Below are 21,004 nucleotides of genomic sequence, written 5' to 3'. Positions count from 1 at the left end.
AGTGGCTCTCACGGTGGTGTCCTCCGCCGGGCACGCATGGCGCCTCACCGAGCGGATCGGCAGCGGCTCGGAAGGAGTGGTCTACGGCGTCGAGGACGACCGGCCCCTGGTGGCCAAGCTCGTCCCCGACCCGCCGGACCCGGCCGCCTACCGGCGCCGCCTCGCCCGGCTGGTCCGGCAGCGCCGTGAGCCGCGCACAGTCCGGCTGCTCGCCGCGACACCCCCGCGGGCCGCCTGGCCGATGGCGCTGGTGCGCACCCGGAACGCGGGCGCCGACGGCTATCTGATGACCGACATGCGCCACGCCTACCGGCCGTTGGCGCAACTGCTCTTCCCCACCGCCCGTCGGCACTTCCTGCCGGACGCGACCTGGGAGACCGCGCTCGCCGCCGCCTGCTCGCTCGCCCGGCTCCTCGCCGACCTGCAGGCTGAAGGCTATGTGGTGGGCGATCTCAAGCCCGACAACCTCTGGGTGGACGCCCGGGGCGCAGTCGGTGTGGCGGACGTGGACTCCTGGCACTTCCGGGACGGCGCCGAAGTGTTCCCCGGGCGGATGAGCACCCCCGGCTACACGGCCCCGGAGCGGATCGGTGTACCCGCCGGTACCCCGCCGGAGAGCGCCTCGGACAACTTCGTCCTCGCCGTCCTCGTCCATCAGTTGCTGACCGAGGGCCTGCATCCGTTCGCCGGGCACCCCGCGGACGGCACCGACTACCGCTCCTACGACGACAACGTCCTGCGGGGACGCTGCCGTCTGCTGAATCGCCTGTCGGTCGTGCTGCCGTCCTCCGCCCCGCCCGCCGATCTGCTGCCGCGACGGATCCGGGAGCTGCTCCGTGCGGCGTTCGGCGGAGTGCGTCCCACCGCGGCCGTATGGGCTGAGGCGCTGGCGGCCGAAACGGTCCCCGGACGTCTGCGGACGTGCCGGGTCGACGCGGGGCACGTACACACGGTCGAGCGCCCGTGGTGCCCCTGGTGCGACCTGGCCGACCGGGGCGCGGACCGCCCCGGGGGCCGGGCCGGGCGAGTCGGCCCGCGCGTCGACGGCACAGCCGGGACCGGACAGCAGCGGAACGGGGCGGACGGCGGAAGGGGCGAGGTATGGCAGAGGTGACCCGGATCTCGGTGGCCCGGACGCTGGACCGCTGCACCGTCCTGGGCCCGGGGGCCCGCGCGGTGCTCTGGGTGCAAGGCTGCCCGCTGCGCTGCCGGGGCTGCGTAGCGGCCGAGACGCTGCCCTTCGGGGGCGGCACCGACCGGACCGTGCCCGAACTCGCCGACTGGCTGTGCGGGTTGCCCGCGGTGGAGGGCGTCACCCTCTCCGGGGGAGAGCCCTTCAGTCAGGCGGCCGGGCTGGCGGCACTGCTCGACGCGGTCCGCGAGCGGCGCCCCGACTTCAGCGCGATGGCCTACTCGGGCCTCACCTACGAGGTCCTGCGCCGGGGCGGGGCGGACCGGCGAGCGCTGCTGCGGCGCCTCGACCTCCTCGTCGACGGACCCTATGTGGCGGCCCTGCACGGCAGCCTGCGCTGGCGGGGCTCGTCGAACCAGCGTCTCGTCGCGCTCACCGACCGCTATCCCGAACTGCGTTCCCAACCCGACACCAGCGCCGGGATCGAGGTGTCCGTGGAGCCCGGAGGGGCGCTCTCCTGGGCAGGGGTGCCGCCGACGCCGGAATTCCGCGGGGGACTCGAGGCGCACCTCGCGGAACGCGGCTTCGTGCTGCACACCGAGGCCCGGAGGGACACATGAGTGGATCACCGAAGTACAGCACCGTCTCGGTCGCTTCCGCCTACGCCCGGCGTGAGGCGCAGCGCCGTGCCCAGCGTGAGGCCGAACGCCGCAACCGGCAGGAACAGCGCGCCCGGGAGCGCGCCGAACTCGCCGCCCGGCGGGCCCGCGAGCGCGCGGCGCGCCGGGAACGGGCGCAGGCCGACGTCGAGCGAGGCAGCGGGAGGCGGCCGATCGGCGGGCCGCGGAGCGGGAGGCGCACGCCTCCCGGGTACGCGAGGAGCAGGCCGCTGCTGACTACCGCCGCCTCGACGAGGTGAACGACCTGCTCGTCCGGGTGCGGACCGCCGCCCCGGCCGCCGAACTCGTAGCGATCGAGGAGCGGTTGATCCAGTTGCGAGGGGAGGCCCGCGGCGGGGAACCGCTCGGCGGGGCGGTCGAGGAACTGCGCGGCCGCCTTGTCCTGCTGAGCAGCCGAGGCAACGCCCCGCAACCGGACGCCGGATACGACACCGTACTGGCGCGGCTCGAACAGCAACTGGCCGCGATCGGGCCGGACGGCGCGCGGCACGACCCGGAGGGCCGGCGGGCCTGCACCGAACTGCTCGACCAGCTGCGGGCCGCCGCCGGATCGGGCGCGGAGACCCGCTTCGCCGCGCTGCTCGGCACGGTGGAGCACGCGCTCACCCGCCATGCCGGCACCGCGCGGCGCCACGCCGACCAGGAGCGGCTGCGGGAGGCGGAGGAGCGGCGCCGGAGCGAGGAGCACGTCGCGGCGCGGATGGCGGCCGAGGTAGCTGCCGAAGAAGCCGCTGAGGCCGCGAAAGCCGCGGAAGCCGAGGAAACGGCCGTACACGAGCGGCGTGCGGCGGCGCTCGTCGAGGCGGCCGACCGGCTGGGCGTCGTGCGCGGTTCCGCCGAGGCCGTGGCGGGGGAGGCCCGCGAACTGGCGGATCCGGACCTTGCCGCCCGCGTCGAGCGGGCTCTGCACACCGTCACGGGCGCACTCGGCGCGCAGGCGGCCGAGGACGCCCTCGAAGCGGTCGGTGCCCTGGAGCGGCTGCTGCCCGAGGCCGAGGCCAGGTTGGACGAACTCCAGTTGGCCTTCACCCGGCGCAGCGACCTCGCCGAGGCACTGCAGGACGCCATGTGCGGGGAGGGGTTCACCTTCACCGAGGGCAGCGAGCAGGGCGCGGCCTTCGTGCTGCGTTTCGAGCGTCCCAGCGGGGCGCGGTACGAGACGACGGTCGCCACGGAAGCCGACGGCACCCCCGTGCTCGTGTACCACGTCGAGGGCGAGCCCGACGTGACGCTCCACCCGGCGGCGGAGGGTGCGGTCTGCGACCGTACCGAGGACCTGCTGGAGCGGGTGCACAAGGCGATGGGTGAGCGGGACGGCTTCCTGCCGGGCGAACTCACCTGGCAGGGCAAACCCCCCAGAGGGCAGGCCGGGCCGCTGCCTGGTGCGGGGCGGGGGCGGCGCGGGTGAACATGGCGAAGGGGGCCGGTGCCGACCCGCAGCAGTCGACGTCCGGTGACCGCCGCGCGGGAGCCGCGCCGGACGAGGGACAGCCGGTCGTGGCGGACGGGATGATGCCGCTGTGGGCGGTCTCGCTCGGCTGGGAACTCCGCCGCGGGCGGCAGGTCATCCTCAACGGGCAGATTCGGGACCGCTGGTGGTTCGACGACAGCCCGGCCTCCTTCCGGGAGGTGGTCGCCGGCACGCTGGCGGCGCGCGGTGCCGAGGTGGTCGGCTGGTGGGATCCCGTCGGCGGACTCACCTTCCCACTGGCGGAGCACGCGGAGCGCTTCGACCGGCTGGCCGCCGCGCCGCCCGCGACCGGACGCGGCGACGGAGCGGTCCGCGACGGAGCAGGCAGCGGCGACCCGGGCGGCGCGGACAGCGGCGGGGGAGTGTCTGCGGCAGGAGCAGCGGCGGACAACGGCGGCGGACCACGGCGCGACGCGGAGGAGCCGTCTGCGGCGGGGCAGCCGACGGGGCGTCCCCGGCGCGACGGGGAGCGGCAGCGCAGCCGCGAGCGGCTGTTCGCCGCCCGCACCCCCGGGCGGCCCCGGTCCTTCGACGACGTCGTGGCCACCGTGCAGCGCCTGGCGGCCTCGCCCGAGGCGGCCACGGCCTTCGTCTTCGAGGACGTCGACCACCATCTGCCGGCCGACCGGCCCGAGTCGCAGCTGGGCTATCTGCGGCTGCGCGCCGCGATGGCCGGTGCCGTCACCCCGCACTCCGCCGAGGGTCCGCAGCCGCACGCCCGCAACGCCGTGCTCTGCGCGGTGGGTGATGTCGGGAGGCTGCCGGGCTGGTTCCATCTGGAGGATCCGCGGATCGCCGCGCTGCACATCGGCCCGCCCGATCCCAGTGAGCGGCGGCTGTGGCTGACCTGGCTGCTGCGGTACTTCGACGGCGGCCGCCACGCCGCGCGGTCCGATCTCGAGGCGCTGGTCGGAGCCACCGACGGGATGGCGGGCTGGGACATCGAGTCCCTGGCCAGAACGTCGAGGCTGCGCGGCGCGCCGCTGCAGAAGCCGGACAAGCTTCTGGAGCTGCACCGGCTCAATGTCAACGTCGACCCGTGGGCCCAGTTGGACCGGGAGACCGTCGCCCGTGCGGCCGACGCGCTCGCCACCCGCGTGGTCGGTCAGCCAGCGGCCGTGAACGCCGTCGCCGCGGCCCTCCAGTCGGCCTTCGTCGGCGTCGACTTCGGCCACTCGGGGGCTGCCCGGCCACGGGGCGCGTTCTTCTTCGTCGGGCCCACCGGGGTGGGCAAGACCGAACTCGCCAAGGCAGTGGCCGAGCTGATGTTCGGCGACCGGAGCGCATACGCCCGCTTCGACATGAGCGAGTACCAGCAGGAGCACGCGGCTGAGCGCCTCGCGGGCGCGCCACCCGGCTACATCGGCTACGAGCAGGGCGGCGAGCTGACCCGGCGGGTGCAGGAACGGCCGTTCAGCGTGCTGCTCTTCGACGAGATCGAGAAGGCACATCCCAAGGTGCTGGACAAGTTCCTGCAGATCCTGGAGGACGGCCGGCTCACGGACGGGCGCGGACAGACCGCCTACTTCTCCGAATGCCTGATCATCTTCACCTCCAACACGGGTGCCGAGGAGCTGCGGACCCTGCTGGAAGGCAGCGAGGACGAACTCCCCTACTCCGCGCTCGAAGCGCACTTCACCCGGGCGGTCGAGGACCGGTTCCGGGAGAACGGCAGACCGGAGATCTACGGACGGCTCAAGCCGGGCGTCGTCGTCTTCGACATGCTGCGCCGCGAGCACATCGTCAGCATCGCCGACCGGCTGCTGGGGCAGCTCACCGAGTCGGTGCGCGAGCGCCACCGGGTGGAGCTGGTCCACGACACGCGGACGCTGCACCCGTGGATCACCGCACGGATGTCGGAGCCCGAGCACCAGGCGTTCGGCGGGCGGCAGATCCGCAACGAGCTGGAGCAGGTGCGCGCACAGGTCGTGCGCCACCTCCTGGAGCACCGTCCGGTGCCGGGCAGCCGGGTCCGGACGGAGATCGGCCCGGACGGGGAGGTACGGGTCACCACGGACGCGACGGACACCACCGACGCCCCCAGCCCGACCGGTACAGCGGAGACCGCTGGGACCGCGAACGCGGCGGCTTCGGCGGACGCGGCCGGGCCGGGCGGCTCCGCGAGCACGGCGGAAAGGGGCGGGCCCGCATGATCGCCATCGATCTCGGCCACCGGTTCGGCCGGTTGGCACACCTCGGCGCCGACGGACATCCGGAGGTGACGGCGACCGAGTTCGAGGCCGAGGACGGCGTCCTGGAACCGGGCCGGGCACTGCCCGCGCTGCTGGACTCGGCCCCGGGCGGCACCGGCGCGGACGGTGCGGTCCTCGGCCTGTCCGTGCCGGACGGCCGGGAGGAGGAGCTGCGGCGTGCCGCGGACACCGCCGGGCTCCGCGTGGAGCGGGTCGTCCCGGAGCCGGTGGCCGTGGCCCTGCACTACGGTGCGGCCGGGGAGGGCGTGGACCGCACACTGCTGGTCTGCGACCAGGGGGCCACCACACTGGACCTGAGTGTCCTGGCCGTCACCCCCGACCTCACCCTGCGCGTCGTGCGGACCCGCAGCCACCGCCTCGGCGGCGACGGCTGGGACGCGGCGCTGGCCGCCCGGCTGGCCGGACGACTCCCGGACGGCGCCGATCCGCTCCGCTCGGCGGCGCTCCTGCGCCGGGCGCTGGGCGATGCGGACAGCGTCACCGCGGAGGTGGCCGACGCCGCGGGGGAGCTGCACCCGGTGACCCTTGACCGGGCCCAGGTGGAGGCGGCCGCTGCGCCGCTGCGGGAGCGGACCCTGGCCGCGGTGCGCGAGGAACTGCTCGCCGCTGACCCGGCACCGGACACCGTTCTGCTGGCCGGCGGCCTGTTCGCCATGGCGGGCGGATCGGCCGGGATCCGGGAGCTGTCGGCCGCGCGGGGCCTCACGGTGCGCTGCGACCGGCCGGAACAGGCCGTGGTGCGGGGGCTGCTGGCGCTGCGGGACTTCGGGGTGCTGCGGATCGCGTCGGGCCCCGCGGCCCGGCCGACCGCTCCGCACGACGGGTACTTCCTCCCGGACCTCGACCCCGAGCCGATGGCCCCACCCCCTGAGACGGGCCCGCGCGCCGAGCCTGTCTCGCCCTCCGAACGGGGCCCGAGCTCCGATCCGGACCCCCGGTCCGGCCCGGAAGACGCGCCCGCGCCCACGCCGCACCCGGCGCACGCGTCCGGAGTCCGGCGCCCGCTGCACGAGGAGCGCCCCGCCGGATCCGGGCCGGACGCCGGGCCGGAACGGGGCGCCGCACGAGGCCCCGGCGCCCCGCCCGCGATGGCCTCCCCGCCCGCGGCGGGCAGCGCACCGGCCTCCGCGACCGGTGGGGACGCACCAACCCCCGCGCCCGGTAGCGGCGCACCAACCTCCGTGCCCGAGGGGGACGCCCCAGCCGCCGCAGCGCCCCCGCGGGCAACACCGCACGCTCCCGGGGGCACTACGGCGCCGGGCGAGGGCGGCACCGGGCAGCCGCGGCCGTCCGCGGCATACCGCGAACCGGACCCGCACGCCACCGCGGACCCGTCGCACCCCGCACCGGGGGAGTCCTGGCACGGCCCGCCCGACCCGCCGGACTCGGCGCACCCCGCACCCCCCGGCGGCGCCCCCGCGGATCCGCACGCCCTCGTCGCCGTCCCGGTCGAACAGCTCCAGGCGCTCCGGCGCGGGGATCATCTCCTCGTCCTGTGGGCCTGGCCCGAGGGCGCACTCAGTGCCCGGGTCCGCTGGCGACGGGAGGGAACCCCCGCGGGCTCCGGGCCGCGGGACGGTGACCTGGTCTGCCGGCGCCGGGTGTACGAGCACGACGGCGGCCTCGATCTGACCGTCGGCCGGGACGCGGTCACCCTCACCGTGGAGGCCCTGGTCGCGGATCCCGGCGCGGCCTGCGAAGCGGCCGCCTCGCTCGTCGTGCCCGCGCCGCCGGCCCTGGTGGAGTACGAGCCCACGGTGCGGCGCCGCTTGACGGGCCGGGTCGCGACGGTCACCTTCACCTCCGAGGCCGGCTGCCATCTGCCCCGCCTCCGCATCGTCCACAGCCGGGGCCGGTTCCGCCCCACCAGCGCGTCCGAGGGCACCGTCCTGCACGAGGTGCCCGGCCAGCGGTTGCCCGCGGGCAGCCCGTTGGCCGTGGAGTTCCCGCTGCCCGCCACCAGAGGCCCCTCCTGGCTGGTCTGCTTTCCGGCGGACGCCGACGCGGGCACCGACTGCGACCTCGACATCCGTCCGACGGCGCTGCACAGACTGCGAGTGACCTGATGGCCAGACGGCACACCTGCCCCTACTGCTACGAGAGCTTCGCCGCGCGGGAGATCCGCTTCCGCTGCAACACCCGGCTGAGCCCGGCCGGGAAGAAGTGCGAGCGGCGCCGCGACCAGGTGCTGGACGAGCGGATGGGCCCGCGCCGCAGCCACGACCTCGGCCCCGACTTCGCCGCGGACGGGCGCCGCCCGACCGCGGTCTGCCAGGACTGCAAGGGCGAGACGACCTACCGGATCTGCCCGGTGTGCCACTCCGAACTGCCCGTGCAGTTCGGCATGGTGGACAACCGGCTGATAGCGATGGTCGGCGCGAAAGCGTCCGGCAAGACCGTGTACATGACGGTGCTGCTGCACGAGGTCAGGAACCGGGTCGGCGAGGCGTTCGGTGCCTCCCTGATGGGCCTGGACGACGCCACCATGCGCCGCTTCAGCACCGACTACGAGGACCGCCTCTTCCGCGACAAGCAGTTGTTCCCCGGAACCCAGACCGCTTCCACCAACCTCAACCGGGTGGACCCGCTGGTGTTCCGGTTCGGCCTGCGGCGCCGCACCCTGTTCGGCCACCGCCCGCAGCACACCGTGCTCTCGTTCTTCGACACCGCAGGTGAGGACTTCAGCTCGCGGGAGAGCGTGGAGCTGAACACCCGCTACCTGTCGGGCGCCGACGGCATCATCCTGCTGCTCGACCCGCTGCAGATGCCGGGCGCCCGGGACGGGGCCGCGCCGGGGACGCCGCTGCCGGGCGCCGAGGGGCTCGACACGCCCATGAACGTCCTCTCCCGGGTGACCGGCCTGCTGCTGGCACCCCGCAGCGGCCGCTCCGCGCAGAAGATCGACACGCCGATCGCCGTGGTGTTCTCGAAGCTGGACGCCTTCTGGCACCTGCTGGAGAACAGCAGCCCGCTGCACGACCACGCCCCGCCGCGCGGTCGGTTCGAGGTGGGCGACAGTCTCAGCGTCCACGAGGAGGTGCGCGGGCTCCTCAAGGACTGGGACGGGGTGCCCGTCGACAATCTCCTGGAGAACCACTACACCCGCTACCGCTACTTCGGGGTCTCGGCCCTCGGCCGCAACCCCACCCCCGACGCCCGCGTCGCCGCCACCGGCATCCAGCCCTACCGGGTCGCCGACCCGCTGCTGTGGCTGCTGAGCGAGTTCGGTTCGGTGCCGAAGGCGGGCCGTGGATGACCGGCGACGCCGCACGGCAGCAGGCGGTAGTGGGGCCGCACTTCCAGCAGCTCTACTACACCTCCTGCGAGCACGGGCTGACCGGATTCTCCGGTTTCCAGTTCAACGCCGTCAGCGAAGGCGTCACGGCCGACACCCGGCAGGCCGTGGAGGCCCTCGCCGGGTACGAGCCGCCCCGCTCCATGGTGGAGTCGGACACCCCGGAACTGCTCGACCGCTGCCCGGTCAACCTCTGCTACCGGCCGCACGATCCGCGCGGACGCAGCGGTACGGCGCTGTGCGTGCGCTACGCGGGCCGGGACTCGGCCCGCCGGTTCGGCAACTACTTCGCCCACGCCCTGCACAGCGAGGACTTCCCCGCCGCGGGCCGCGGGCTGCTCGGCATCGAACTGTGGGGCTCGCCGGTATGGGCGGGCGGCACCTCCCCGACGACCCGGATCCCGGTCCTCACGGCGCCGCCACGCGGTCCGCTCGGCCCCCGCACGGTACGCGGCTTCCTGGACGCGCATCCGCACGCGGAGCGGTTGCCGCACCTGCTGGCCGCCGCGTTCACCGCGCTCACCGAGCACGGCTCGGTGGTGGTGGTCGACCGCACCACCGAGCGGATCGCGCACTGGTTCGCCGCCGTCTGCTACCTGCTGCCGCCGCCGCTCGCCCGCCGCCTCTCCTTCGCCACCTACGTCTTCCGCCCGGCCCGCAGCAGTCTGCACCTGATCGGCACGGTGCCCGAGGCGCGGCTCGACTTCGGGCCGGACGAGGAGGACGCCTACACCGTCTTCGACTTCTGCCGCGGCCGGTTCCCCGACGACGTGCACGCCGCACCGGACGTGCGCGCCCTGGTCGCGCTGCTCACCCGGATCGGCGTCGCAGCCGTGCGGCCGGTCTGGGCCTGGACCAAGGACTTCGCGCACGGCGGCGAGGAGAGCCCCGGCGACTGGCACGCCCCCGTTGCCGCGGCCGCGTCCTCGGGCGGGGTCGCCCTCGCCGTCGCCGACGTCGACGCGCTGCTCGACTGGCTGCCCGCGGCCGAGCACCTGGGCCCGCTCGGCGCCCAGATCGCCGCGGACCTCCACCGCAGGCACCGGAACCTGGACGACAGCCGGCTGCGCCTGCTCAGCGGCGTCGCGCGAGCCGCCGACGACACCGCACTGCACCAGGAGATCGAGGGGAGGCTGCTGGAGTCGCGGATGCGGGCCCATATGACCGGCGCCGCGGACGCGACGGAGCCCGCACCTCTCACCGACCCGGACCTCCGCGCGCGGGCCACCGCACTGTGGGAGCGCCTGCTGCGCGACGAGGCGGCCACCACCCGCCGCCGGGTGCGACTGCTGCTCTGGGCGCACGGCGCGCGGCTGGCGCCGGAAGCGGACGTCGTCGAGCGCGAGACGCTCACCGCGGCCCGCGCCCTGCTGGGCACCTCGGCGCCGGGGGCCGCACTCCGGCGGGAGGTGGAACTGCTCGTCGCCGCCGAGCCCCGGATGAGGGGCGCGCTGGCGGCCGCCGTGCGGGAGGTGCTGGAGAGCCGCCCGGGGCAGGAGCAGCTCTTCTCGCAGTTCCCCGCCGCGCTGCTGGAGGAGCGGGACCTGCGGGGCAGTCCGCTGCTCCTGGAGCACTACTGGCGGGCGCGGGCCGAACGGGAGCCGGCCCGCACGGTGGAGCTGATGTTCCGTATCCTGCGGGTCCGCGGCCGACCGGTGCCCGACGACGCGCTGCTGGGGGCGCTGTGGCGGCATCCCGCACGGACCTGGACCCACCGGGAGGCGAGCGAGATCGCCCGCGGACTGCCGCCCGAGGCGCTGGCGGACCCGGTGGTCGGCCAGTGGTTCGACCGCGCGGTCAACCAGCGTATCGAGACCGTCGCGGAACTCGACCGCTGTCTGGAGCTGTGCGGGCTGCTGGCAGCGCCGGACCGCTGGGCGCGACTGCCCGCGGACGTCCGCGCCCGGGTACGGACCACCCTCGACCTGGCCGCGGCGCTGCGTGGCGTCGGCGAAGCCGTCCGCCTCGCCCGGCTGTTCGCGGTGCCCGAGGCCGACAGATGGGCCGGGCCGCAGGCGCTCAAGCGCTACCGCCTGGTGCCCGCGATGCTGCGGCTGCCCGCCGACATCGGTGCCCTGGGGGAGCACCTCGGACACGCCGAACACGCCCAGGCCGACCGCTACCTCGCAGCCGTGCAGCGGACGGCGACGGGCAGCGACCCGGTGGACGACGTCCGGCTCAGCCATGTCGCCGCCGCCGCCGCGGCACCGGCGCGCGCCGGGCTGGCGCAGGCCCACCTGGAGGTCGTCGACCGGATCCGGCTCCATGCCGCCCGGCACTGGCGGCTGGCGGACCTGCAGCGGCTGGAGCGTGCCGTCCGGCCCTACGACGCCCGGCTGGCCGACTGGTTCGGCGCGTGGGCCGAGTCCCGGCTGAGCGGACCGCGCAGGCTCGCACACCGGCTCCCGGGGCTCCGGCGCGGCACCGGCGTCGGACGCTCCCCCGACGACTCCCACGGCACCGCCCCCGGAGGCGCCGGGAGCGAACCGGACCGGCCCAGGAGAGGCCCGCGGTGGATCCCGCGGAAGAACGACGGGGAGAGGTGACCCGCGGTGGCCGAGATCGTCGCCTATGTCGTCGTCCCCGTGCTCTACCTCGCCCTGCTCGCGGTCTTCCTGCTGTTCGTCCCGCTCCTCGCCGGTCTGCGGGCACTCGCGTTCGTGATGCAGCTCCTGCGCGGCCACCTGGAGCAGTTGACCGGTGTCCTGTACCGGCGCATTCCCGATTTCCGCACGCTGCCGCCCTACCGCCCGCAGGACGACGAGGTGAACGCGTACCGCAACTACTTCTTCGGGCCGGGAGCCCGGGACCTGCGACAACTCTGCATCCTGGAGCGCCGTTCGTACGCGGCGGCGGTCGGCGACGCCTTCCGCGACGTGACGGCACGGCAATTCACCTCCCCGGCACGGAGCAGAGCGCTCACCGTGCCGTACGGCCTGACGCTGTACGCGGGCCTCGGCCTGGGCGCGGCGCTGGCCGTACTGCCCCTGGGCGCCCTGCTGGCGCTGCACGCGCTCGTCCTCGCGCTGCTGATGGCGGGAGCCCGGCTCGTCGCCGGGCTGCTGCGCGCTCTGGACCGTGCGGCTCTGTGGACGCGGCGGCTGTCGGCCGGCATGATCTGCCCGCGCTGCTACGAGCGCGTCCGCCACCCGGCCTACGACTGCCCGGCGCCGGCCTGCCGACGCCGGCACGCGGACATCCGCCCTGGCACCTACGGCCTCCTGCGCCGCCGCTGCGAGTGCGGGCAGCGCATGCCGACCCTGCTGATCCTGATGAGCGCGCAGGCCCGGCTCCAGGCGTACTGCACCCATCCGCACTGCGGGCGGGCGATGAACGCCGACGCCGGGCACATGCCGGAAACCGTCCTCCCGCTGATCGGCGGCAGGGCCGCGGGCAAGACCCAGCTGATGGCCGCCATGCTGCTGACGCTGGAGAACGCGGCCGGCAGCGGCGGCCCCGCGCTCCGCTTCGCCGACGCCGGCTCCGAGGGCGACTACCGGATCCTCCGCGAGGTGTTGCGGAGCGGCGGCAACACCCGCGGCACCCAGAAGGACCTGCCCAGCGCGCACTCCTTCGTGCTCGGCACCGGCCGCACCGAGCGCCTGATCCACCTCTTCGACACGGCCGGGGAGCGGTTCGTCGACCGCGACGAGACCGACGCACTGCGCTACGCCCGGGCCGCGCACACCTTCGTCTTCGTCCTGGACCCGATGGCTGTGGAGGCGTTCTGGGACCGGCTGGAGCACGCACCCGGCCCGGGGCCGGACCGCAGCCTCGCCTCCACGGTCCATCCCGAGGAGGTCTTCGCCCGGTCGGTGCAGGCGGTGGCCGCGATGCGCGCCCCCGTGCGCCAGGCGCGCCTCGCCGTGGCCGTCAGCAAGGCGGACGTGCTGGCCGAGGCCGGTCTCGGGCCGGGGAGCGCCGCCGGCAGCGACGAGGCCCGCGCCTGGCTCCAAGAGGCGCTCGGCCTGCACAGCCTCGTCCGCGCGATGGAACTGGACTTCCGCGAGGTCCGGTTCTTCTGCACGGCGGCCGTGGCGGACGAGGAGGCCCGGGTGGGAACCAGCATCACCGGCCTCGTCGACTGGTGCCTGGGGTCCTGACCCCCGAGGGCTCGGCGGGACCGGCGAGTGGGATGACCCGCTCGGTGCGGCGCCTTCGGTTGCGGCCCGCTCGGCGGCCCAACAACGTTCACTCGATGGTGAGTTGAAGGATCTTTTCAGGGCTGCGACGTGCTGCCACACTTGCCGTGCCCCAGTGAACCCCCCCCCATGGCCCGGTCGTTCCGGGCCCGTCACTTCGGAGGTCATTCATGCGCCGCAGATACGCCGTCCCGCTCGCTGCCGCCGCGCTGTCGCTCCCCGCCGTGCTCGTCCCCGCCGGCTCGGCCTCGGCCGCCCCCGCCGACAAGGCGCAGGTGCTCAGCTCCTGGACGCAGACCAGCGCCTCCAGCTACAACGCCTGGTACCAGGCCCGCCAGCACCAGGGCGACTGGTCCGCCTACGGCTTCGACTGGTCGACGGACTACTGCAGTTCCTCGCCCGACAACCCCTTCGGCTTCCCCTTCCAGACCGCCTGCGCCCGCCACGACTTCGGCTACCGCAACTACAAGGCCATGGGCACCTTCTCGGCGAACAAGTCCCGTATCGACTCGGCCTTCTACGAGGACCTCAAGCGGGTCTGCAACCGCTACTCCGGAGCGACCAGGACGGCCTGCAACTCGACCGCCTGGACGTATTACCACGCCGTCGACATCTTCGGCCTCAAGGGCGCCGACGAGGCAGCCGCCGACAAGGCCGCCTGACCGGCCCGCCGCACCCCGCCCGCCGGACGGGTACCCGGGCGCTCCTTCCGTTGCCGTTCAGCCACGGGAGGGGCGCCTGCCGTTCAGCCACGGGAGGGACGCCTCGCAGCCGACGGCTCCGGCTGCTCCTGCGGCTCCCGACGCTCCCGCCGTTCGGTGCGGCGGCCGAACACCCAGGCACGGAAGAGGAGGAAGCGCAGCACCGTCGCGGCCAGGTTGGCGCACACCAGCACGGCGAGCTCGGCACTGCGCGGCGCCCCGGCGGCCGCGGTGTGCAGCGCGGCCAGCGAACCGCTGGTCAGCGCCAGACCGACGGCGAAGACGAGCAGGCCCTGGGCCTGGTGCCGGACCGCTCGCTCCCGGCCGCGCACCCCGAAGGTCAGCCGCCGGTTCGCGGCGGTGTTCCCCAACGCCGACAGCAGCAGCGCCGACGCGTTGGCCGACTGCGCACCCACGCCCTGCCGCAGCAGCGAGTAGAGCCCCAGATACAGCAGCGTGCTCAGCGCCCCGACCAGGCAGAAGCCGATGAGCTGGCGCGGCAGCCCGCCGGGCACGTCCGCCAGCCCGCGGTCGCGCGGGTCGTCGCCGAACGGGCGGCGCAGCCGGTCCAGCGGCAGCGCGCCCCCGGCCAGCGCCCTGCCGACCCGCCAGACGCCCTTGAGGTCGTCCGTGACGGTGCGGAGGATGTCCACCCGCGAGTCGGGGTCGTCCACCCAGTCCACCGGTACCTCGTGCACACGCAGCCCGGCGCGCTCGGCCAGCACCAGCAGTTCGGTGTCGAAGAACCAGCCGTTGTCCTGCACGAGCGGCAGCAGCCGGTCGGCCACCTCGCCGCGTACGGCTTTGAAGCCGCACTGCGCGTCGGAGAAGCGGGCGGCCAGCGAGCCGCGCAGCAGCAGGTTGTAGCCACGCGAGAGGACCTCGCGCTTCGGTCCGCGGACGACGCGCGAACCGGAGGCCAGCCGGGTGCCGGTCGCGACATCCGAGTGGCCCGAGATCAACGGCGCGACCAGCGGCAGCAGCGCGTTGAGATCGGTGGACAGGTCCACGTCCATGTAGGCCCGCACGGGGGCGTCCGAGGCGGCCCACACGGTGCGCAGGGCGCGCCCCCGGCCCTTCTCCTCCAGCCGTGTCAACGAGACGGAGTCGAACTCCCGGACGAGTTCGCGGGCCACCTCCTGGGTGCGGTCCCGGCTGGCGTTGTCCGCGACGGTGATCCGGAAGCCGTACGGGAAGTGCCGGGCCAGGAAGGCGTGCAGCCGCCGGACGCAGGGACCGAGGGCCGCCTCCTCGTTGTGGACGGGCACCACCACGTCCAGCACGGTCGTGGGCGTCCGGGACGGCAGATGACGGCGGGAGGGCAGGGTCTCGCACGACGGCAGGCCCTCGCGCGACGGCGCGGTCTCGCGCCCCACAGGATCGGTCTTCGCACTCATGCCGCCGACCGTGGCGAACCGGCCTGTCAGCCCGGTGTGGCCAGGCTGTGCGCCACCTGTGAGGTGCCGGATCCGGCGGAATCCGCGGGCAGCCGCACGGTGAAGGCGGTTCGGCCGGGCCGGCTGGCGACTTGCACACCCCCGCCGTGCGCGGCCACCACCGCGGCCACGATGGCCAGCCCCAGCCCGGTGCTGCCGCGGTGCCGGGAGCGCGAGGCGTCGCCCCGCGCGAACCGTTCGAAGACGCGCTCCCGCACATCCGCCGGGATACCCGGACCGTCGTCCACGACCCGCACCTCCACCCGGCCCCCGTCCAGCGCCAGCTGTGCGCGCACCGTCGTACCCGGTGGAGTGTGACTGCGCGCGTTGGCCAGCAGATTGGCCAGCACCTGCCGCAGCCGCGACTCGTCGCCGGTCACCAGCAGCGGGGAGGTGGGCACCTCCAGTCGCCACACATGCTCAGGACCGGCCACCCGCGCATCGCTGACCGCGTCGACGACCAGCGCCGAGACATCCACCGGCTCCCGCTCCAGCGGCCGCCCCGAATCCAGCCGCGCGAGCAGCAGCAGGTCCTCCACCAGCCCGGTCATCCGCACCGCCTCGGACTCGATCCGCTCCAGCGCGTACCCGGTGTCCGTGCCCGTACCCGGCTGCTCCCGCGAGAGCTCCGCGTAGCCGCGGATGGACGCCAGCGGGGTACGCAACTCGTGGCTGGCGTCCGCGATGAACCGGCGCAGCCGCAGTTCGCTGTCGTGCCGCGCCGCCAGCGCCGAACCGACATGGCCGAGCATCCGGTTCAGCGCCGCCCCGACCTGGCCGACCTCCGTCTCCGGATCCGTGTCCCGCACCGGCACCCGCTCGCGCAGCCGCACCTCGCCGCTGTGCAGGGGAAGTTCCGAGACCCGGGTGGCGGTGTGCGCCATCCGCCGGAGCGGCCGCAGCGCCACCCGCACCGACGCCGCGCCCGCGAGCCCCGCACCCAGCAGTCCGGCCCCGGCCACGCACACCTCGACCAGCACGAGCGTGCTGATCGTGTCGTCCACCGCCGCGGTCGGCAGACCGACCACCAGAGTGCCGCCCGCCACGTGCACCGACGTCACCCGATAGCTGCCCACCTGCGGCAGCTCCGCGGTGTGCGGACTGCTGTCGCGGGGCACCGAGGCCAGCGCCGCGGACTGTGCGCCGGTCAGCTCCCTGATGCCGACGCCGGGCATCCCGCCGGCCGGCTGCTGCTGCACGCTGCGGGCCGCGGAGCTGAACGTACTGCCGGTACCGCTGTCGGAGGCGCCGTCGCCGCTGTCCTTGACGAAGGCGCCGACGGTACCCACCGGCTGCCCGCCCACCTTCAGGAACCGCAGCTTCTCCAGCCCCTCGGGCCGCTGATGACCGGGCGGCCCCGGGCCCGCGGCGCGGAAGGTGACGTCCTTGAGCTGGCTGTCGAGCTGCTGGTACAGATACGTGTGCAGCGCGATGGTCGTCACCGCGCCGATCACCGCGGCCACCACCGCGATCATCGCCACGACCGAGAGCACCAGCCGGGCACGCAGCGAACGCCGCACCCGCAGCCGCGCCCGCACCCCGGCGAACAGCCGGAACACCGCCGCTTCCCTCACTCCGCTGCGGGCTTGAGCAGATAGCCCGCACCGCGCCGGGTGTGGATCATCGGAGCCCGCCCCGCGTCGATCTTCCGCCGCAGATACGAGATGTACAGCTCCACCACGTTGCCCTGGCCGCCGAAGTCGTAGGACCACACCCGGTCCAGGATCTGCGCCTTGCTCAGCACCCGCCGCGGATTGCGCATCAGATACCGCAGCAGCTCGAACTCGGTCGCCGTCAGCCGGATCTCCGCGTCGCCCCGGGCCACCTCGTGGGTGTCCTCGTCCAGCGTCAGATCCCCCACGGCCAGCACGGACGACGGCTGCCCGGCGGCAGTGGCCCCGGCCCGCCGCAGCAGCCCGCGCAGCCGGGCGATGACCTCCTCCAGGCTGAACGGCTTGGTCACATAGTCGTCGCCGCCAGCCGTCAGCCCCGCGATCCGGTCCTCCACCGCGTCCCGTGCCGTCAGGAACAGCACCGGAATCCCCGGCGTCACCGAATGCAGCCGGCCGAGCACAATGAGCCCGTCCACGTCCGGCAGCATCACATCCAGCACCACCGCATCCGGACGCCAGTCCCGCGCCGTGCGCACCGCGGCCTCACCGCCGCCCGCCGCACGCACCTCCCAGCCCTCGTACCGCAACGCCATCGACAGCAGCTCGGTGAGCGAGGGCTCGTCGTCCACCACGAGGATCCGCACCGGACCGCCGTCGGGCCGCCGCAACGGCCCCTGCCCCGGCGCCCCGGCCCGCCCGGCACCAGCTCGTGCACCACCCTCACGCGCGGCCGACACCGCCTTCTCGTCCATGCGAGCACCCTGCACGCCCAACCTGAGAGAAACCTGTGAACACCCTGGGGGCCGGCTGAGAAGCGGGGCCGATGCCGGCCGCCCGCCCGGATCCAGGACTATGCGGGAACGTGGAAGCGCACGGGCTCCCGCAGCGCCGCGGACGCGCCGTCGAAATCGGCGAGCCGGGCGGCGACCGTCGCGACGGCGAGTCGTTCGGGCAGGGCGGCGGAGAATTTCAGCCCGCGCACAGCCCGCGGGTCCACGTCCGGCAGCACCAGGGCCGCGCCGTCGTCGGTGGCCGCACGGGCCGCCCGCCACCTTTCCGGCGTGAGGTCCTCGCGGAGCCGGAGAAAGCAGTCCGTGGGCCGCTGCACAGGGTCGGCGACCGACGGCAGGGTGGCGGCGAGGGTCGCGTTCGCGCGGTAGCCGGCCCAGGTCCACCACCGCACATCGCTGCCGCTTCGGGTGATCAGCGTCCCGCCGGGGTGCACGAGGTCGGGCGCATGGTCCTGGCGCCATTCGGCCAGGCAGGCATCGGCCCGCCGGGTCAGGGAAACGGGCGGGTCGGTGCCCAGGAGCACGTCGCGCATCGCCCGGGTGAGGGGGTGGGAGAGGCCCGCGAGTGAACCGCTCGACCACTTGGCGACCCCGCCGCTGTCGACCGGTTCGACGAAGACGCGTTTGCGGGCCCAGTCGATGAACGTGACCTGCCAGTTGCGTCCGCCCAGCAGCAGCCTGCGCGGGCCGGGACGTTCCTCCGTCAGGACGGACGGATCCGTCTGCCCGATCTCCGTACGCCCGGAGAGGACGGTGAACTGCGGGGGAGCGGTGAAGGAGGCCGTCAGCTCGATGAAGTGCCGACGGCCGAACCGGCGCTCGGCTTCGGGGCCGATGAACAGCAGGCCGCCGTCCTGTTCGAGGAAGCCCTCGGACATCAGATGCCGCAGGACGGGCTGTGCCGAACGGTCGAACGGCACCAGCCCGTTCCACTGCTCCGGCCACAGGCTGTCGCCGATCCTGTGCTGCTGGAGTACGAGCGCGAGGAGCTGCTGAGCCACCAGGTGGCGTGGCTCCGGTGGAGCGGTCACCGGCTCGACCCAGCCGCGCGACCAGAGCACGAGCAAGGCCGCCGCCTGCAGCAGTGTGTCTTTGCGGGTGGCGAGGAAGAGGCAGTTGCGGGTGGCGCCGGGGCGGCGTCCGGTGCGGCCGATGCGCTGTAGGAAGGAGGCGACGGTCCCGGGGGAGTCGATCTGGATGACGCGGTCCAGGTCGCCGACGTCGATGCCGAGTTCCAGGGTGGAGGTGGAGACGATGACGCAGTCCCGCGCCTCGGCGAACGCCTGCTCGGATCTGGCGCGCTCCTGCACCGACAGCGAGGCGTGCGAGAGGAAGACCGTCACCTCCCGCTCGAGCAGCGCAGCGCCCAACTGCTCCACCTGGCTCCTGGAGTCGCAGAACACCAGCCGTTTCTCGCCCCGGTGCAGCGTGGCGACGAGCTTGGCGGCGTTCTCGAGGGAGCCAACGTAGTCCAGTTCGACCTCGCCCGCGGGGCGGTCGGAGGCGGCGCTCTGCACGGGGGCCGGGGCGACCACCCGGCCGGGTCGCTTCCCTGCCCCCGAGCCCTGGAGCCAGGTGAGCAGTTGCTGCGGGTTGCCGACGGTCGCCGACAGGCCGATCCGCTGCAGGGGCCGCCCGGTGACCTGCTGCAGGCGTTCCAGCACGGCCAGCAGGTGCCAGCCCCGGTCGTCGTCGGCGAAGGCGTGCACCTCGTCCACGACGACCGCTCGGACATGTCCCAGCACGGTGGCGTGATCGGTCTTGACCCCGATCAGCATCGCTTCCAGCGACTCGGGCGTGGTGAGCAGGAGGTCCGGGGGATCGGTGCGGATGCGCTGCCGCCGCGCCTCGGTGGTGTCGCCGTGCCACAGCTCCGCACGGCGCCCGAGCCACTGGGCGTACCCGTGCACGCGTGTGACGAGGTTGTTCAGCAGCGCCTTCAGCGGACACAGGTAGAGCACCGAGGTGCCGGACCAGCCCTGTGCGGACATCGCGGAGAGGACGGGCAGACAGGCCGCCTCCGTCTTGCCGCCCGCCGTGGGGGCGAGGAGGATCGCGTCCTCGCCGTCCATGAGCGGATCGATCGCGGCACGCTGCAGGGGCCGCAGGTCGGGCCAGCCGAGTGTGTTGACCACGTGGTGCAGGACGACGGGATCGAGCCGGTCGACCGGGTCGGGCGCCATCACACGTTCAGCTCCACGTCATCAGCCGCTGCCGCTGCGACGTTGCGCTCGACCTCGGTGAGTTCACTCTCCGATACCGTCAGCCGGTAGTGCTGCCGGGGATCGAAGTCCGCGAACTGGTCGATCCGGTCCAGGACGTCGCCGACGAGCTTCTTCAGGAACAGCCGCGGCGCCACTCCCACCTTGCCGCCGAGCGCACCGCCCACCGCGGCGGCGAGGTCGGCGATATACGCGTCGTCGGCGAGCTGCCGTATCCGGTCCGGCGCGGATGCCCCGTCCGCGTACAGGTCGCGGATCGTGGTGCCGAGGGTGATCAGCGACTCCTGGGTGAAGCCCGGCAGCCGCACCTGCACCGCGCGCGGGTTGTCGAAGCGCGGGTCGGTGGTGAAGTCGGTGGCCAGCCGCTGGGCGAGCGGTGCGAGACGCTGCACTCCCTGCGGGCCGTCGTAGAAGGCAGGCGTTCCGGTGATCACCAGATACAGGCCGGGGAACCGGCCCGAGTGCACCTCGTCGATGAGCTGCCGCAGCGCGTTGAGTGCTTTGTCCCGGGCGTCGGACCGCACCCGCTGCAGGGTCTCCACCTCGTCCAGGACGACGAACAGCCCGCGGTGCCCCGAGTCGCGCAGCACTGTCAGCAGCCCTTGCAGGAAGCCGAAAGCCCCGAAGTGGTCGAGGTCGCCGCGGACCCCGGCGGACCGCCTCGCCGCGGCGGCCACATGTGGTTGCCCGCCCAGCCACGCCAGCACGGCCGCCGCTGTCACCTCGTCCCCCTCGACGAGTGCCGTCCGGTACCCGCGCAGCGCCGTCGCGAACGAGGGCGCATGTCGGGACACCTCGGCCAGCCGCGCGGTGAGCAGCTTCTCGACCTCTCCGGTCAATTCCTCCTCGTCGGCGCCGGCCGCGAGGGCGTCCTCCTCGAGCGCGTAGAACCAGGCGTCGACCACCGGCCGCAGCGCGCTCGGCGGGAAGCTCGACGTGGCGAGCCGTTCGGTCAGCCGCCGGTACACGGTCTCCAGCCGGTGCAGCGGGGTCTCGGTCTCCGAGATCTGGATCTCGGCGACCGCGTAGCCGAGCCGCTTGGCGCGCTCGCCCAGCCACCGGGTGAAGAAGGTCTTACCGGACCCGTACTCGCCGCGGACGGCCTTGAACACGGACGCACCGGAGGCGACCGCGGTCAACTCGGCGTCGAGAGCGTCCGCGAACCGGTCCAGGCCGGTCGCGAGCAGGTCCAATCCGCTGTCGGGTACAGCGCCACGCCGCAGGGCGTCGATGACGGTGCGCCGCCGGACGGCGGAGACGCTGGAGGCACGTGGATCGGTCACCTTTCCAGTCTCGCATTCCTCCGGT

General features: G+C 74.1%; 15 protein-coding genes. 10 read left to right on the top strand and 5 right to left on the bottom strand.

Annotation, left to right across the window (positions count from 1 at the left end; all coding sequences use genetic code 11):
• The first annotated feature begins 1 nt into the window (after window position 1).
• The 10 genes from ACFYMO_RS26125 to ACFYMO_RS26080 all read left to right on the top strand — a co-directional run bounded on the left by ACFYMO_RS26125 (window position 2) and on the right by ACFYMO_RS26080 (window position 13,595).
• Window positions 2–1,114 carry a hypothetical protein gene (locus tag ACFYMO_RS26125; protein WP_388549365.1) on the top strand — a complete coding sequence of 371 codons (1,113 nt, stop codon included), beginning with the start codon at window positions 2–4 and terminating at the stop codon, window positions 1,112–1,114.
• Window positions 1,102–1,752, top strand: a complete 651-nt coding sequence (locus ACFYMO_RS26120; RefSeq protein WP_366770963.1) for a 4Fe-4S single cluster domain-containing protein — start codon at window positions 1,102–1,104, stop codon at window positions 1,750–1,752. The genes ACFYMO_RS26125 and ACFYMO_RS26120 overlap by 13 nt, the downstream gene beginning before the upstream one ends.
• Window positions 1,749–2,051: a hypothetical protein gene (locus tag ACFYMO_RS26115; protein ID WP_388549362.1), complete on the top strand. Its 303-nt coding sequence runs from the start codon at window positions 1,749–1,751 to the stop codon at window positions 2,049–2,051. Before ACFYMO_RS26120 ends, ACFYMO_RS26115 begins: the two co-directional genes overlap by 4 nt.
• Window positions 2,048–3,220, top strand: a complete 1,173-nt coding sequence (locus ACFYMO_RS26110) for a hypothetical protein (protein WP_388549360.1) — start codon at window positions 2,048–2,050, stop codon at window positions 3,218–3,220. The genes ACFYMO_RS26115 and ACFYMO_RS26110 overlap by 4 nt, the downstream gene beginning before the upstream one ends.
• Window positions 3,221–3,222: 2 nt before the next feature.
• The gene (locus ACFYMO_RS26105; protein WP_388549357.1) at window positions 3,223–5,436 is read left to right on the top strand and encodes an AAA family ATPase; all 2,214 of its coding nucleotides are present in this window, start codon (window positions 3,223–3,225) and stop codon (window positions 5,434–5,436) included.
• Window positions 5,433–7,562, top strand: coding sequence for an Hsp70 family protein (locus tag ACFYMO_RS26100; protein ID WP_388549355.1), 2,130 nt, complete (start codon window positions 5,433–5,435; stop codon window positions 7,560–7,562). Before ACFYMO_RS26105 ends, ACFYMO_RS26100 begins: the two co-directional genes overlap by 4 nt.
• Window positions 7,562–8,752 carry a hypothetical protein gene (locus tag ACFYMO_RS26095; RefSeq protein ID WP_366770967.1) on the top strand — a complete coding sequence of 397 codons (1,191 nt, stop codon included), beginning with the start codon at window positions 7,562–7,564 and terminating at the stop codon, window positions 8,750–8,752. The genes ACFYMO_RS26100 and ACFYMO_RS26095 overlap by 1 nt, the downstream gene beginning before the upstream one ends.
• A complete protein-coding gene (locus ACFYMO_RS26090) occupies window positions 8,749–11,337 on the top strand; it encodes a GTPase-associated protein 1-related protein (protein WP_388549353.1) in 2,589 nt (862 codons plus the stop codon). Before ACFYMO_RS26095 ends, ACFYMO_RS26090 begins: the two co-directional genes overlap by 4 nt.
• A gap of 6 nt (window positions 11,338–11,343) precedes the next feature.
• A complete protein-coding gene (locus ACFYMO_RS26085; protein WP_388549351.1) occupies window positions 11,344–12,894 on the top strand; it encodes a hypothetical protein in 1,551 nt (516 codons plus the stop codon).
• A gap of 209 nt (window positions 12,895–13,103) precedes the next feature.
• Complete coding sequence (locus ACFYMO_RS26080; RefSeq protein ID WP_366770970.1) at window positions 13,104–13,595, top strand: phospholipase; 492 nt, start codon at window positions 13,104–13,106, stop codon at window positions 13,593–13,595.
• 83 nt (window positions 13,596–13,678) lie between these two features.
• Here the strand turns inward: ACFYMO_RS26080 and ACFYMO_RS26075 are convergent, their stop codons facing one another.
• The 5 genes from ACFYMO_RS26075 to brxD all read right to left on the bottom strand — a co-directional run bounded on the left by ACFYMO_RS26075 (window position 13,679) and on the right by brxD (window position 20,979).
• The gene (locus ACFYMO_RS26075) at window positions 13,679–15,031 is read right to left on the bottom strand and encodes a glycosyltransferase (protein ID WP_388549349.1); all 1,353 of its coding nucleotides are present in this window, start codon (window positions 15,029–15,031) and stop codon (window positions 13,679–13,681) included.
• A gap of 26 nt (window positions 15,032–15,057) precedes the next feature.
• Window positions 15,058–16,629 (bottom strand): sensor histidine kinase, encoded by a 1,572-nt coding sequence (locus tag ACFYMO_RS26070; RefSeq protein ID WP_388549346.1) that lies wholly within the window; start codon window positions 16,627–16,629, stop codon window positions 15,058–15,060.
• An 11-nt stretch (window positions 16,630–16,640) separates the two neighbouring features.
• On the bottom strand, window positions 16,641–17,435 hold the full coding sequence (locus ACFYMO_RS26065; RefSeq protein WP_388549344.1) for a response regulator transcription factor: 795 nt from the start codon (window positions 17,433–17,435) through the stop codon (window positions 16,641–16,643).
• A gap of 98 nt (window positions 17,436–17,533) precedes the next feature.
• On the bottom strand, window positions 17,534–19,657 hold the full coding sequence (locus ACFYMO_RS26060; protein ID WP_388549341.1) for a DEAD/DEAH box helicase: 2,124 nt from the start codon (window positions 19,655–19,657) through the stop codon (window positions 17,534–17,536).
• On the bottom strand, window positions 19,657–20,979 hold the full coding sequence (brxD, locus tag ACFYMO_RS26055) for a BREX system ATP-binding protein BrxD (protein ID WP_388549338.1): 1,323 nt from the start codon (window positions 20,977–20,979) through the stop codon (window positions 19,657–19,659). The genes ACFYMO_RS26060 and brxD overlap by 1 nt, the downstream gene beginning before the upstream one ends.
• Between the last annotated feature and the right edge of the window lie 25 nt (window positions 20,980–21,004).

The organism is Streptomyces sp. NPDC007025 (assembly GCF_042869455.1).
Classification (GTDB): domain Bacteria; phylum Actinomycetota; class Actinomycetes; order Streptomycetales; family Streptomycetaceae; genus Streptomyces.
The sequence above is the reverse complement of the archived record's forward strand: the minus strand, read 5'-3'. Positions and strand labels throughout refer to the sequence as shown.